At 50.1% G+C, this 14,962-nt stretch carries 13 protein-coding genes and 1 tRNA gene; 4 read left to right on the top strand and 10 right to left on the bottom strand.

Going from position 1 to position 14,962, the window contains the following annotated elements; genetic code table 11:
* Positions 1-10: 10 nt before the first annotated feature.
* Positions 11-277, bottom strand: a complete 267-nt coding sequence (locus KG631_RS04350; protein ID WP_213995656.1) for a DksA/TraR family C4-type zinc finger protein — start codon at positions 275-277, stop codon at positions 11-13.
* Between the two features lie 235 nt (positions 278-512).
* On the opposite strand from KG631_RS04350, the gene KG631_RS04345 reads away from it, so the two are divergent.
* The 3 genes from KG631_RS04345 (at position 513) to KG631_RS04335 (ending at position 2,134) form a co-directional block, all read left to right on the top strand.
* Positions 513-586, top strand: a tRNA-Gly gene (locus KG631_RS04345).
* Between the two features lie 98 nt (positions 587-684).
* A complete protein-coding gene (locus tag KG631_RS04340) occupies positions 685-993 on the top strand; it encodes a hypothetical protein (protein ID WP_213995655.1) in 309 nt (102 codons plus the stop codon).
* A 4-nt stretch (positions 994-997) separates the two neighbouring features.
* A complete protein-coding gene (locus tag KG631_RS04335) occupies positions 998-2,134 on the top strand; it encodes a sigma-70 family RNA polymerase sigma factor (protein ID WP_301003603.1) in 1,137 nt (378 codons plus the stop codon).
* Positions 2,135-2,184: 50 nt separating this feature from the next.
* Here KG631_RS04335 and greA read toward each other — a convergent pair whose 3' ends face one another.
* The 7 genes from greA to KG631_RS18790 all read right to left on the bottom strand — a co-directional run bounded on the left by greA (position 2,185) and on the right by KG631_RS18790 (position 11,977).
* Positions 2,185-2,661, bottom strand: coding sequence for a transcription elongation factor GreA (gene greA, locus KG631_RS04330; protein WP_213995654.1), 477 nt, complete (start codon positions 2,659-2,661; stop codon positions 2,185-2,187).
* A complete protein-coding gene (carB, locus tag KG631_RS04325; RefSeq protein ID WP_213995653.1) occupies positions 2,658-5,879 on the bottom strand; it encodes a carbamoyl-phosphate synthase large subunit in 3,222 nt (1,073 codons plus the stop codon). The genes greA and carB overlap by 4 nt, the downstream gene beginning before the upstream one ends.
* 30 nt (positions 5,880-5,909) lie before the next feature.
* Complete coding sequence (gene carA, locus KG631_RS04320; protein WP_213995652.1) at positions 5,910-7,040, bottom strand: glutamine-hydrolyzing carbamoyl-phosphate synthase small subunit; 1,131 nt, start codon at positions 7,038-7,040, stop codon at positions 5,910-5,912.
* A 232-nt stretch (positions 7,041-7,272) separates the two neighbouring features.
* The gene (dapB, locus tag KG631_RS04315; protein ID WP_213995651.1) at positions 7,273-8,082 is read right to left on the bottom strand and encodes a 4-hydroxy-tetrahydrodipicolinate reductase; all 810 of its coding nucleotides are present in this window, start codon (positions 8,080-8,082) and stop codon (positions 7,273-7,275) included.
* A 254-nt stretch (positions 8,083-8,336) separates the two neighbouring features.
* Positions 8,337-9,491, bottom strand: coding sequence for an iron-containing alcohol dehydrogenase (locus KG631_RS04310; protein ID WP_213995650.1), 1,155 nt, complete (start codon positions 9,489-9,491; stop codon positions 8,337-8,339).
* A gap of 111 nt (positions 9,492-9,602) precedes the next feature.
* A complete protein-coding gene (locus KG631_RS04305; RefSeq protein WP_213995649.1) occupies positions 9,603-11,474 on the bottom strand; it encodes an MFS transporter in 1,872 nt (623 codons plus the stop codon).
* 338 nt (positions 11,475-11,812) lie between these two features.
* Complete coding sequence (locus KG631_RS18790) at positions 11,813-11,977, bottom strand: hypothetical protein (protein ID WP_301003602.1); 165 nt, start codon at positions 11,975-11,977, stop codon at positions 11,813-11,815.
* Between KG631_RS18790 and KG631_RS04300 the strand changes: the two genes are divergently transcribed.
* A complete protein-coding gene (locus KG631_RS04300; RefSeq protein ID WP_301003601.1) occupies positions 11,961-12,977 on the top strand; it encodes a Na+/H+ antiporter NhaC family protein in 1,017 nt (338 codons plus the stop codon). The genes KG631_RS18790 and KG631_RS04300 overlap by 17 nt on opposite strands.
* A gap of 17 nt (positions 12,978-12,994) precedes the next feature.
* Here the strand turns inward: KG631_RS04300 and KG631_RS04295 are convergent, their stop codons facing one another.
* Both KG631_RS04295 and KG631_RS04290 read right to left on the bottom strand, forming a co-directional pair.
* Positions 12,995-14,053 (bottom strand): nucleotidyltransferase family protein, encoded by a 1,059-nt coding sequence (locus KG631_RS04295; protein ID WP_213995648.1) that lies wholly within the window; start codon positions 14,051-14,053, stop codon positions 12,995-12,997.
* A complete protein-coding gene (locus KG631_RS04290) occupies positions 14,047-14,904 on the bottom strand; it encodes an HprK-related kinase A (protein WP_213995647.1) in 858 nt (285 codons plus the stop codon). Before KG631_RS04290 ends, KG631_RS04295 begins: the two co-directional genes overlap by 7 nt.
* Between the last annotated feature and the right edge of the window lie 58 nt (positions 14,905-14,962).

The following is a 14,962-nucleotide window of genomic DNA, read 5'->3' as shown; positions in this document are numbered from 1 at the left end:
TAAAGCAAATTTATCTGAGTTGACTATCCTTGCTACCACGACGATTAATACCGCCAGCTATCCTGTCCTCTTTTTCCAGCGCAGCCTGACACTCAATACAGTGCCGCACTCCCGGCACCGCCTTGCGGCGCTGCTCTGGAATAAGTTTATCGCATTCTTCACAGTGAACCGCGCTGTCACCAACAGTCAATTTATTTCGTACCCGTTGCACGGCATCGTCAACGCTTGCATCAATTTGATCCTGCACGGCGCCATCCCGTGACCAGCCACCTGCCATAGCATCCTCCAATTTCTTACAAATACCTGCCTTAGATAGTAAGGTTAGCATCAGCTGCGATTATAGTATGTGTGACTCGATACTCAGCTCATACTTTACAGACAACCAATATTGTCTTTGCCTTTTATTGCTGCTAGCGTCACGGATTGTTTTTGTTGGTTTTCAGATTCTTGCTCATTGACGTCAAGGCCACTGTTGCAGTAATTTAGCGCTCTGCATTACAAAGTAATGCCCTGCGGGTGTAGTTCAATGGCAGAATGAAAGCTTCCCAAGCTTTAGACACGGGTTCGATTCCCGCCACCCGCTCCAGATTTTCAAAAATAAAAATATTTTAATATTTTTTGTCACAGCACTTCCTACTGCCGGTACTTAGTAATGTTACTCACTTATTTACTAAGGAACTATCTATGCAATTCACTCCAAAAAGCAGCACTAAAAATCACGTCAGAAAACAACCTGGCTTCTGGACCTACTTCGCTATTACTATGACTATCGTTGGCGGCATGTTGGCTGCCAATGTTCAAGCAGATGCGGCAGATAGCTTTAGCGTTGATAGCTTTCAGGTCGAGGTGATTGGCAGTGTTAAGCCGGTTAATATGATCCCAGAGTTAATGGCACAAAAGTGTCTTGAGTTTAATCATCACGCACGGCATTTTATCATGCTGGATCAACCAGCTTGGCTGATTGCACGCATCGATGCAGCATTAAAGGATTAATAGCATGAGCATGTCGATTACCGAACAACAACTGATCCCAGACGTGCAAGCCGCTAGTCTGGGCAATAAAGAGGCCTTTACCCGCCTGGTTAAAGCCTGCCAGCGTAGTGTCAGCAGTATTGCCCTGGCCATCGTTAAAGACCTGGACGCCAGCGAAGATATCGCACAACAGGTATTTATCCACAGCTGGCAGCAACTGCACACGCTGCAAAACCCGGCCAGTTTTTTACCCTGGCTGCGCCAGACCACCCGCTACCGCGCCTTTAATTACCTGCGCGATAACAAAGTTGGCAGCAAAATAGGCGGTGAACAGGCCGAAGCCATTCTGGCAGATTTTGCTTCAGACAGCGAACTCTCAGACAACCTGGCGAAAATCCAACAAACCCGGATAATAGCCGATTTTATCAGCCAGTTACCGCCGGATAGCCGGGAAATCGTGCTGCTGTTTTATCGGGAAGAACAAAACAGCCAGCAGGTTGCCGAACTGTTGGGAATTACTGAGAACAATGTCCGGAAAAAATTGCAGCGGGTACGCGAGCTGTTAAAAGACCAGCTGCTGGCGAAATATGGCAGGCTTATTCTAAGCACGGCCCCGGGGCTGGGTTTAACCTCAGCTATTTGCAGCGCCCTGACTCTCGCCAGCCCGCCGGTGGCTGCGGCATCAGCCAGTGCCTTAGCTGCAAATAGTAGTGGCCTGGCCAAAATTAGCTGGTTGTTTGGTGGTGCCATGATTGGTGCTTTGGGAGGGGTGCTTGGTGTTATTCTAGGTATGCGGCAGCCACTGAAGCGAGCCGAAAGTATTAAGGAGCGTCAGCAGCTGCTTAAATACCGCAATATTAGTATTGGCTGGGTATTGTTAAGCGGTATCTTGCTGGCACTGTCTTATCAGTTTACTGCTGGTGCACTGGCCCCGGTTGTGAGCTTCAGCCTTTTTTTAGCAGGCCTGGGTTATCTGCAATATGGTGTATGGCAAACCATTAAGCCACGTTTACTGGCAAAAGTGCAGCATGATGCATCAGCAGCTAAGGTTTATCGCCGTAACCGCTTATGGTGCTGGCTTGGCATGCTAGGCGGAGGTATGGCCGGTTATGCTGGTTTAATTAGCGGCCTGGTCAGTAGCAACAGATGGTTTTGGGGTTAAAAAAACGCCAGGATCTGCCTGGCGTTTTTATTCAGATTACGCGTTCACCGTCAGATGTATTTAACGGCGGTAATTTCAAATTCCACCACACCTTTTGGAGTAGTGATATTGGCGACGTCATCTACTGCTTTGCCGATTAAACCGCGGGCAATTGGTGAATTAACTGAAATTAAGTTGTTCTTAATATCCGCTTCATCATCGCCAACGATCCGGTAGGTTACTTCTTCATCGGTATCCAGATTTAAAATAGATACCGTGGCACCAAAAATGACTTTACCATTATTGGGCATTTTACTGATATCAATAATCTGGGCATTCGATAACTTGCCTTCGATGTCCTGAATACGGCCCTCACAAAAACCCTGCTGCTCGCGGGCAGCATGGTATTCGGCATTTTCTTTTAAATCGCCATGGGCGCGGGCTTCAGCAATGGCTTGAATTATTGCTGGCCGCTTTACCGATTTAAGCTCATGCAATTCAACCCGCAATGCTTCTGCGCCCTGAACTGTCATCGGGATTTGACTCATCCGTTCACTCTCTTATGCAATTCCTGAATAGAATTTACGTTAGTAAAAGCACTGGCCGCGTTCGCTTTACAGGTCGCGAACGCCGCGTTTAGCGTTGTAGTATAGTTGGCTTTGTGCTGCAGCGCACCACGGCGTAACACTTTGGAATCTTCTATCGCCTGGCGCCCTTCAGTGGTGTTTACAATATAGCTGTATTCGCCGTTTTTAATCCGGTCCAGTATATGCGGCCGGCCTTCGTATACTTTGTTGACTGTCCGGCACGGCACACCGGCTGCAGCCAGGGCTTTGGCGGTGCCGCCGGTGGCGTCCAGCTCAAAACCAATTTCCACCATTCGTTTGGCTAACTCAACAACGCGCACTTTATCGCTGTCACGTACCGAAAGCAAGGCCCTGCCACCTGTGGGTATTAAGGTCCCTGAACCTAACTCACCTTTAGCAAACGCTTCTTCAAAGGTGTCACCAATGCCCATTACTTCGCCGGTAGAGCGCATTTCAGGGCCAAGGATAGGGTCAACGCCGGGGAATTTATTAAACGGGATCACCACTTCTTTCACCGAAAAATACGGCGGAATAATTTCTTTGGTAATACCCTGGGCAGCCAACGATTGGCCTACCATACAACGGGCGCCCACTTTGGCTACTGCGACACCGGTGGCTTTTGATACAAAAGGCACAGTACGGGCGGCCCGCGGGTTCACTTCAATTAAATACACTTCGTTGTCTTTTACCGCAAACTGAGTGTTCATCAGACCAACCACGCCTAACTCCAGCGCCAGCTTTTTCACCTGCTCACGCATCACATCCTGAATTGCCGGACTTAAGCTGTGTGGTGGTAAGGTACAAGCAGAGTCACCCGAGTGTACCCCGGCCTGCTCGATATGTTCCATAATGCCGCCGATAATCACCTCTTTGCCATCGCAAATCGCATCAATATCGACTTCAATCGCATCATCCAGGAAGTTATCCAGCAGTACCGGCGAGTCATTCGAGACGCTAACCGCTTCAGTCATGTAACGGCGTAAATCCTGGTCATCGTACACAATTTCCATCGCCCGGCCACCCAGCACATAAGATGGGCGTACCACCATTGGGAAACCGATTTCATGGGCGCGCGATAAGGCTTCTTCAACACTGGTGACGGTGGCGTTTTGCGGTTGTTTTAAGCCTAAGCGCTCAACCGCCTGCTGAAACCGTTCGCGATCTTCAGCGCGGTCAATCGCATCTGGCGAAGTACCGATAATTGGCACGCCGTTCGCTTCCAGGGCGCGGGCTAACTTTAACGGCGTCTGGCCACCATACTGGACGATAACGCCTTTAGGCTGTTCTATCCGGACAATTTCCAGCACATCCTCCAACGTTATCGGCTCAAAATACAAGCGATCAGAGGTGTCATAATCTGTTGATACAGTTTCCGGGTTACAGTTAACCATAATGGTTTCATAACCGTCTTCGCGCAGCGCCAACGCCGCGTGCACACAACAGTAATCAAATTCGATACCCTGGCCTATCCGGTTCGGGCCACCGCCAATAATCATAATTTTATCGCGGTTAGTCGGCGCAGCTTCACACTCTTCATCATAGGTGCTGTACATGTAGGCAGTGTCCGAGGCAAACTCGGCCGCACAGGTGTCTACCCGCTTGTATACCGGGTGCAGCTTGTAACCATGCCGCTTTTTCCGTACTTCGTTTTCGCTAACCCCTAATACCGCAGCAATCCGTGCATCAGCAAAACCTTTGCGCTTTAACCGTTTTAAGCGAGCCTGGTCCAGCGCAGCAAAACCGTCGGTTGCCAGCGCCTGCTCTTCTTTAATTAAATCTTCAATTTGCACCAGAAACCAACGGTCAATGTTGGTCAGAGTAAAGATTTCATCCATGCTCATGCCGAAGCGGAAAGCATCAGCAATATACCAAATGCGATGCGAGCCAGGCTCACGCAGTTCACGTGTCAGTTTTTCTTTCGCTTCAGGCTGGCCAATATCGATAACAGGATCCAGGCCAGACACGCCTATTTCCAGGCCACGCAACGCTTTTTGCAGCGATTCCTGCTGGTTACGACCAATAGCCATCACTTCACCGACCGATTTCATCTGGGTGGTCAGGCGATCGTTCGCGCCAGCAAATTTTTCAAAGTTAAAGCGTGGCACCTTGGTAACCACATAGTCGATACTGGGCTCAAACGAGGCTGGTGTTCTGCCGCCGGTAATGTCGTTGGCTAACTCATCCAGGGTGTAACCTACTGCCAGCTTGGCAGCCACTTTGGCAATCGGAAAACCAGTGGCTTTTGAGGCCAGCGCAGATGAGCGTGACACCCGCGGGTTCATTTCGATAATCACCATCCGGCCATCAACCGGGTTAATACCAAACTGGACGTTTGAGCCACCGGTTTCCACGCCAATCTCGCGCAGTACTGCCAATGAGGCATTACGCATAATCTGGTATTCTTTGTCAGTCAGGGTTTGCGCTGGCGCTACCGTGATTGAATCACCGGTATGCACCCCCATCGGGTCGAAGTTTTCAATGGCACAAACGATAATGCAGTTATCGTTTTTATCGCGTACCACTTCCATTTCGTATTCTTTCCAGCCAATTAACGACTCGTCAATTAACAGCTCTTTGGTTGGCGATAAATCAAGGCCACGGGTACAGACTTCTTCAAACTCTTCGCGGTTGTAAGCAATACCACCGCCTGAGCCACCCATAGTGAACGATGGCCGGATAATACACGGGAAACCAATGTCTTCCAGTACCTGGTAGGCTTCTTCCATCGAATGGGCAAAACCGGCACGTGGACAAGCCAAACCAATAGAGCGCATCGCTTTATCAAAACGATTTCTGTCTTCTGCTTTATCGATGGCATCGGCAGTGGCGCCAATCATTTCGACATTATATTTGGCCAGTACACCATGACGCTCCAACTCCAGCGCACAGTTCAGTGCCGTCTGGCCGCCCATCGTCGGCAATACGGCACATGGCCGTTCTTTCTCAATAATTTTTTCAACAACCTGCCAGTGAATCGGCTCGATGTAAGTGGCATCGGCCATTTCCGGATCAGTCATAATGGTGGCCGGGTTAGAGTTAACCAGAATAACCCGATAGCCTTCTTCGCGCAGCGCTTTACAGGCCTGAGCGCCGGAGTAATCAAATTCGCAGGCCTGACCAATTACGATCGGGCCGGCACCAATAATCAGAATGCTTTTTATGTCGGTACGTTTTGGCATTGCTGCTAAATCTCCGTAATTCGTGTTTGTCTAGGCGTTATGCTGTTGCATCAGCGCAATAAAGTGGTCGAACAGCTCAGAGGCTTCATGCGGGCCTGGGCTGGCTTCAGGGTGGCCCTGAAAACTAAATGCCGGCTTGTCGGTGCGATGAATACCTTGCAGTGAACCATCAAACAGCGATTTATGGGTGGCCCGTAAATTGACCGGTAACGTGGCTTCATCTACCGCAAAACCATGGTTCTGGGCAGTGATCAGCACTTTGTTGCTATCAAGATTTTGCACCGGGTGATTAGCCCCATGGTGACCAAATTTCATCTTCGAGGTTTTAGCGCCACTGGCCAGCGCCAGTAACTGATGGCCTAAACAAATACCAAACAGCGGGATATCAGTATCTAAAAAGGTTTTAATCGCATCGATGGCATAATCACACGGCGCCGGATCGCCAGGGCCATTTGATAAAAAGATCCCGTCCGGATTAAGCGCTAACACATCAGCAGCCGGGGTTTGGGCTGGCACCACGGTGAGCTTGCAACCACGGTCGGCCAGCATCCGTAGGATATTGCGCTTTACACCAAAATCGTAGGCGACTACGTGGAACTGCTCCGCTGCCGCAGGGCGGTGGCCTTCACCCAATGCCCAACTGCCTTCTGTCCATTGGTAACTGGATTTAACAGTCACTTCTTTCGCTAAATCCATGCCAGCTAAACCAGCAAAGTCCTGAGCCAGTTGCAACGCCTTGGCTTCATCAAGGTTATCGCCAGCCATAATACAGCCGTTCTGCGCGCCTTTTTCCCGTAAAATCCGGGTCAGCTTACGGGTATCGATATCGGCAATGCCAAGAATGTTATGTTGTGTAAGGTATTGACTAAGGGATAGTTGATTACGGAAGTTACTGGCTAACAGAGGAAGGTCACGGATAATCAGGCCTTTGGCCCAAACCTGTCCGGATTCTTCGTCTTCACTATTGGTGCCGGTGTTGCCAATATGTGGGTAAGTAAGTGTTACTATCTGCTCTGCATATGAGGGATCAGTTAAGATTTCCTGATACCCGGTCATCGAGGTGTTAAACACCACCTCACCTACAGAAACTCCTTCAGCGCCAATGGCTGTACCGTGAAATACGGTGCCGTCTTCCAGTACGAGCAGGGCGGACTTAGTCAAAATAACCTCCAAACAGCAAAAAACGGGCGAAAACTATTTGTGTTTTACAACCCGTTTTGACCCAAAATTCTAATCCCGTCTTAACGGGTAAGAGACCCGGCCAAATGGCGCAAGCCAGAGGCCGGGCAAACCTGCTTATTCTAGGCGAAAAGCACACTTTTGGCTATGGCTATTTTAGGTTTTTACAAAAATACCTGCTTTAACATGTTTTTAGGTTTAGTTGCTCAAAAGGTTAGGTTAAGTCGGCCAATCCCAGCACTTGCTGCATAGAATAAAGTCCGGGCTGCTTATTTTGCAACCACAAAGCAGCGCGCAGCGCGCCTTGGGCAAAGGTGTTACGGCTGGACGCTTTGTGGCTTATTTCCAGCCTTTCGCCTAAATCTGCGAAAAGTGCGGTGTGATCGCCAATAATATCGCCGCCCCGCACCGTGGCAAAGCCGATGGTTTGCTGGCTACGCTCGCCGGTCATGCCCTCGCGGCCATACACGGCCACGTCGTTTAAATCATGGCCCAGGGTTTTGGCAATAGTGGCACCAATGGCCATAGCGGTGCCCGAAGGTGCATCTTTTTTAAAGCGGTGGTGGGCTTCAATAATTTCAATATCGGCGGTCTGGCCCATTACCCGGGCCGCGGTTTGCACTAAATGCAGCAGCAGATTCACCCCGACGCTCATGTTCGGCGCCCATACTATTGGGATATGCTCACTGGCTTGCTGCAGTTGCTGGTACTGAGCATCGGTTAGCCCTGTAACGCCAATCACCATGGCTTTTTTGGCTGCTACTGCCAGGTTAAGATGTGCCAGCATCGCCTCGGGCATGGTGAAATCAACCCAGATATCCGCCTTATTAATACTGCTGTCGTCCGTTTCGCTCAGTGCCAACCCCAGCTTGCCACAACCGGCCAGCTCGCCGGCATCGACACCAATAAGTGACGAACCGGCACGCACAGTAGCAGCAGTTAAGTTTAACTGCTGCTCGTTGGCAACAGTGGTAAGGGCGCGGCCCATGCGGCCGTTAGCGCCAAAAATTCCGATAGTGGGCATAACTTACTCGGTATAAAAATAACATTGGCGGCTATTAAAACAAAAGTGGCCAATACTAGAAAGCAAAATAGCCATCTTAATGGCTATTTCTTATATAAGGCGTTGTTGAGATGAGTAAGCAGATCTTGAAAAATAAAGGTCGTGGCGTCTGTTGGGTCGACACAGAGTGTCTGAGCGGACGCGCCAGCGGGAGCGAGTTGCTGTGGCGAGCCCGGCAGATGTTCCGACCTTTATTTCACCTCAATACGCTTTTGCTACACTGCTTTTTGCAGAATCTGCCGCGATACCTCAAGGCTAATATCACCATGCTCGCCCAGCTTCAGCATACCATTGGCTTGCAGTTTAGCCACCAGCTTGTCTACCGCATCGGCGGCGATGCCGTAATCAGCCAGCCGGGTCGGCACGCCCATTTGCTCAAAAAACGTCCGGGTGTGACTAATAGTATCGTCGATTAAGCGCTCATCATCCTGATGATTAAGCTGCCAGACCCGCCGGCCAAACTGCAGCAATTTTTCGCGCTTTTGCGTCCGCTGCTGTTGCATTAACGCCGGCAGGACAATAGCCAGGGTCTGGGCATGATCAAGGCCATAGGCCGCGGTAATTTCATGGCCAATCATATGGGTGGCCCAGTCTTGTGGTACGCCCTGACCAATCAGACCATTTAGCGCCATAGTAGCCGCCCACATAATATTGGCCCGCACCTCGTAGTTATCCGGCTCACTCAGCGCTTTGGGGCCCTGTTCTACCAACGTTTGCAATAAACCTTCGGCAAAGCGGTCCTGTACCGGCGCATTAACCGGATAAGTTAAATACTGCTCTATCACATGGACAAAGGCATCGACGACGCCGTTGGCGACCTGGCGTGGCGGCAAACTAAAGGTCACAGTGGGGTCAAGAATAGCAAACGTTGGATACACCAGCGGGCTGCTGAATGACAACTTCTGCTGGGTTTCATAGCGGGTGACAACTGAATTGCCGTTGCTCTCGGTTCCGGTAGCCGGCAAGGTTAGTACGCAGCCAAGGGGTATCGCATTTTCTATCTTGCCAGCGTTGGCTAGTATGTCCCAGGCATCGCCAGGGTATACCGCCGCGGCAGCGACAAACTTCGCGCCATCAATCACGCTGCCGCCGCCCACCGGCAGCAAAAAGTCAATTTTTTGCTCGCGGACAAAATCGGCAGCCCTCATCAGGGTTTCGAAACTGGGGTTAGGTTCAATACCGCTGAACTCCTGCCAGTCAAAGCCGTTAAGCGCCGCTACCACCTGATCATACACGCCGTTATGTTTGATTGACCCGCCACCGTACAACATAAGCACTTTACTGCCAGCGGGAATAAGTTTCGCCAACTGGCTGAGCTGATTTTTACCAAATACGATACGCGTAGGGTTCTGATAGGAAAAATTAAGCATTTATACTCCGGGTAAGCTGTTGCTGATTTGCAGACATCACTTAGTTATGAGGGCAAATCTGGCTTGCTTCAAGGTCAGCCAGCAGGGCTTACATCCCATTTATTCTTATGTTCAACGCTTATCACCCCGCAGGCTGCGAACCTGTTGCTCTAATTCAGCAGCACTGACGGCAGCAGCCGGTAAGGCTTCAGCGGCAATTAACTGCACCTTTGACCACCAACGGCCTTTTAGCTTAAAAGCACCTTTACCGTGATGACTGAAAAACGAGCCCCATAGCCCCTGCAAAGCCATGGGCACTACCGGGACCGGACTTTCGCTGATAATCCGCTCAATACCCGGCCGGAACTTATCCATTTCGCCGGTTTTAGTTAGCCGGCCTTCCGGGAAAATACAGACCAGATTACCGGCCTCCAGTTCATACTTGATTGCTGCAAATGCGGCTTCATACACCTGCTCACTTTTTTGTTTGCTGCAAATAGGTATAGTGCGGGCAGCACGAAATAACCAGTTAGCGACCGGCATATCATAAATCGCTTTTTCCATCACAAACCGCACCGGCCGGCGCACTGCCCCGGCAATCAGCATCGCATCCACATAGCTGACATGGTTGGCGACTAATACCGCTGCGCCTTCGTCCGGAATATTATCCAGCCCCTGGCTGCGTACGCGGTATAACGTGTGGCTGAGCAGATAAATAACAAAGCGCAGGGCAAATTCAGGTACCTGACTGTAGACATAGAGCGCGACAACCGCATTCATAATGGCCAGAATTAAAAAATACTCGGTAATAGACAGGCCTAATACCCCGAGAAAGATAATACCGGCGATAGCACTAACTACCATAAACAGCGCATTAAAAATATTATTGGCCGCGATCATCCTGGCGCGTTGGCCCGGCTCTGCCCGCTTTTGCAACAAGGCGTATAAGGGGACAATAAACAGGCCACCCGACACGCCTATCAGCGTTAAATCGAATAATACCCACCAGCCATAGCCAGACTGTAGAAATGCGCCCAGACCAAGTAATTCGCCGGCTACCTGCTCTGGTGTACTGAAATACAAACTGCAACCAAATATCGTCAAACCAATAGAGCCCAGCGGTACCATACCCAGCTCTACCCGGTTGCCAGATAAGCGCTCACATAACATTGACCCCAACCCCACACCAACCGAGAATGCCACCAGCAATGCCGTGACCACGGTATTGTCACCACCGAGCACCGTCTTGGTAAAGTTGGGAAACTGCGTTAAATAGCTGGCACCTAAAAACCAGAACCAGCTGATCGCCATAATTGCCAGATACAGGGTACGATCAGCATAACTGATTTTGATGGTTTGCAACGTCTGCTGCAGGGGCGCGAAACGAAAGTGTTCGGCGTTATCTATCCGGCCGACCGCAGGTATCAACCGGCTGGCAACATACCCTAAACCGGCAAACAATATGACTAAACCGCCAATCCATAATGAGGCGTGGGTTGCCCCGACAATTAAGCCACCGACAATGGTACCAAGTAAAATGGCAATAAAGGTGCCCATTTCGACCCAGGCATTGCCAGCCAGCAGTTCTTTGTCATCCAGCAATTGCGGTAAAATAGCGTACTTTGCCGGGCCAAAAAACGCCGACTGGCTACCCATCAGAAACAATAAACCCAGCAACAACAAGTACTGCTGAAAATAAAATGCAGCCGCCGCCAGCAGCATCAGCACAATTTCAGTTAGTTTCAGCATCCGGATCAACCGGGTTTTACACATGCTGTCGGCCAGGGTGCCGGCGGTGGCGGAAAACAACAGAAACGGCAAAATGAACAAACCTGCCGCCAGGTTCATCGTAATATCGGTACTCCAGGGCAAGGCGCTCGCTGCAGTAAAGGCAAGCAGCAACATCAGCGAGTTTTTAAACACATTATCGTTAAAAGCGCCCAGCGCCTGCGTTAGAAAAAACGGTAGAAAACGGCGGCTTTTTATAATTTTGCTGGCTGACATTGCAACACCTTTTGCGATTGCGGCTGCAAAACACAGCGCTGAAAACGGTAGGTTTTTTCAACAAAATACCCTAAGTTAGTTGCTCAGTGCCAGCAGTTCCTGCAAATATTGACAAGACGTCTGGCCATCTATATAGTTCGCAGCCGTTTTTGATGAGGTAAATCATGGTCAACCCGTTAAGTCCACCGGGCGCTAAACGCTCACTTATCCCGCTCGGGCTATTTATCCTGTTGTTTCTGGGCAGCGGTTTATATTTTCAGGCACAAAATGTTGAATATGCCTTTTATCAGTTGCCTGGCCACGTGGCAATTATTCCGGCGTTAATGCTGGCAATCTGGTTACACCGGGCACCCCTGCAGCATTCTATTGACGTGCTGATTAAAGGTGCCGGCAACCACAATATTATTACCATGTGCCTGATTTACCTGCTGGCCGGCGCCTTCGCCAGCGTGGCGACGGCGACTGGCGGCGTTGATGCCGCCGTTAATGCCTGGTTTAAGCATAGTGCCGGCTGCCTGGTTACTGCCGGGCCTGTTTATTATCGCTGCGCTGATCTCAACCGCCATGGGGACCTCGATGGGCACCATAGGCGCATTGGCCCCTATCGCTGTCGGGCTGGCGACCAAGACCAATATGGAGCCGGCACTGGTCGCCGGGGTGCTGCTAAGTGGCGCCATGTTTGGCGACAACTTATCGATCATTTCCGACACCACTATCGCCTCGACCCGCACCCAGGGCGCGAAAATGGCGGATAAGTTTAAAGAAAACATAAAAATTGCCCTGCCAGCCGCCTTACTAACCCTGATAATTTACAGCTTTATTACCAGTGATACGGCAGACGTTGCTGCCGCCGACTTCAGCTGGACCGCGGTATTACCCTATGCCGCCATTTTAGTGCTGGCAGTAATGGGCTTAAACGTGTTCCTGGTGCTGTTACTGGGTATTGTCCTGGCAGCCCTGCAAGGCAGCCTATTTGCAGATTATCAAATCGTTGGCTTAGGCAAAGACATCGCTGCTGGCTTTGCCAGCGTCCAGGAAATATTCCTGTTAGCGATGCTGGTAAGCGGCTTAAGTGAGTTTATAAAACAGCAAGGGGGCTTAAGTTGGATCTCTGGCAAAATTCAGCGCATAACCAGCAAATTAAAACTGGCAGGCAATAAAGCCCAGCAGTTGGCTATCGCTGCACTGGCCTTTAGCAGCAACCTGTGTATCGCCAATAACACCGTTGCTATTGTTCTAACCGGTGATGTGGCTAAAAATTTAGCGCAGCAACATCAGATCACGCCAAGGCGAAGTGCCAGTTTGCTGGATATTTACGCTTGTATCAGTCAGGGACTGGTGCCGTATGGGGCGCAGGCGCTGCTGCTGGGGGCCAGCTTCGGCATCTCGCCCTGGCAAGTGGTAACTTATAGCTTCTATTGCCTGATTTTATTGGTTGTGGCCAGCGGCATTATATTACTGCGCGCTCCAGACTCCGTCCCGACAGCAAGCAACCCGGCCTGAGTGATCCAACAGCACAACTAATCGGTTCGTTGCCGATACTGCCGCCATGTCAGGCTGGTTTTCACCCAAACATGGCGGATTAAAACCCGCCAGTGCATTTTATGCCGATAACCACGCAAGTACCAGATTGCACCGGCCAGATGTGCTTTTATACCGGGTTGCAGTTGCATCAGTACCAGGGTTCGGGCTACATCTCGTCGCTGCGGACTTTGTCCAAGCTGTCTGGCAATTTCATCTGGCAGAGAACGCTTAAAAAGCTTTTCAATTAACAATAAAGTATTAACAACCGGTTCCAACGCGCCAAACTGCTCAGCGTCCCGTAATAATTGTGGCAACAGCGCTTTACTTACCAGCTGGCTGTAAAGCAGATCTAAATCAATTAGATCCTTCACCAGCTTGTGCTGCTCCTCCTGCCAGAAGAAATGGATGGCGGCATGGATATATAAATAGCTGAGGCTGGGCACCCGAAAACACGAGCCTTCAATCGGGCTGGCACTGGCAAAAACCTGTTGCATAGCCAGGTTTTTACGGCCCGCCAACGGAAACAAAGCAAAATGTAAATCCAGCGCGGTGCCACGTTTTACATGGTACAACGGCGGGTTTTCATGCGACAGTTCCAGATAAAAGTGTTTATCATAGGCCGACATCGCAGGTTCATAAAAACCGGCAAAAAACAGTTTGCTTTTACAGTCCTTTAACTGCGACCGGTCAACCAGCAAATCGATATCAGAATAAAGCCGGCCTTCACTAACTGTCAGACCCAGAGCCTGATAGGCTGCGCCTTTTAATAGCAGACAAGGGTATTTAGCCTGCACCAGACAGGGTTCCAGCTGCATTAACTCATAAAATAAACTGGCTTGCTGCTTCTGATAATAACGCCAGCCCCAGTTGCAGTGTTTTTGTACTGTCGGCGGCAGTTCTTGCCATACTTGATGGCGTTCAAACAGCGCTTTTAGCTGTGCGGTCAGGCCTAAACTGCGGGCATCCTGTAACAAAGTGGTCCAGCTGGCGGCACTGGCGCTAAGCAGAAACGCTTGCGGATCGCGAAAGCAGGCAATCAGAGCAGGTGCTAGCATAGTAGCTGCTCCAGCAATGCCAGCATCTGACTGGTATCGCTATACTCTAACCGGTAGCTGGCAGTATTTTCTACCAGTTGACTTAGCAAACTAAAACCCTCAGCACCAAAAACAGCATAATTAAAACTATTTTGAGCAAGATACAACACGGTATCTGCCTTTGGCATGTCATATACCGCTACCGGCTCTGCCGATGCCTGATAGGCGGGAAAGACTATCCAGGCGGGCGTTGCAGTTGAGTTGGCCTGCTGCCAACTGAGATCTGACGGGCGCAAATACGCTACTGTGCCTTTTTCAGTATCTGGTGTTCGATGAAATATTCTGACATCATTTTGATAACTCTGAATCACGTCAATCGAGGCATTCTTTAAACTAACTGGACGGACATAGGGTTGTAACTGACCATTAGCAGGATCGATCAGACACATCTCATCTGATAGCAAGCGCCAGCCCTGTAGCATTAACAGGGCACACAATGTACTTTTACCACTACCAGGAGGTGCTGGCATAATCAGCGCTTTCCCCGCTTTTTCCAGCACCGCCGCATGAATAGCCAGATATTGCTGCTGATATGCCGACACACACCAGTTCAGGCCCCACTCAAACGTCGGAATCAGCTGCTTAGCATCAGCCATCCGGAAATGTTCAGTACCTGTTCGAAAATGATAGGGCCGGCTTTTACCACTGAAGCGTCGATTATAATCGATATGAAAATCATAGATATGTTGCTCATCAGCTTCCGGACGCAGCACGTTTTCCGGATAAAGCCTGGCTAAATCACTGAATAACGTCGGACTGTCAGAGGCTATACGAACGGAAAAAGGCGGGGTATGCAATGAAAAAAGCGGCAAACTTACTCCTGCTCGGGGTGTTTTCCCGGCAAAACCTTGTAGGTAGCATAGCTTATGC

This window comes from Arsukibacterium sp. (genome assembly GCF_018402695.1).
Classification (GTDB): Bacteria; Pseudomonadota; Gammaproteobacteria; order Enterobacterales; family Alteromonadaceae; genus Alishewanella.
Note: the sequence above shows the minus strand (reverse complement) of the source record. Positions and strands in the feature narration are given on the sequence as shown.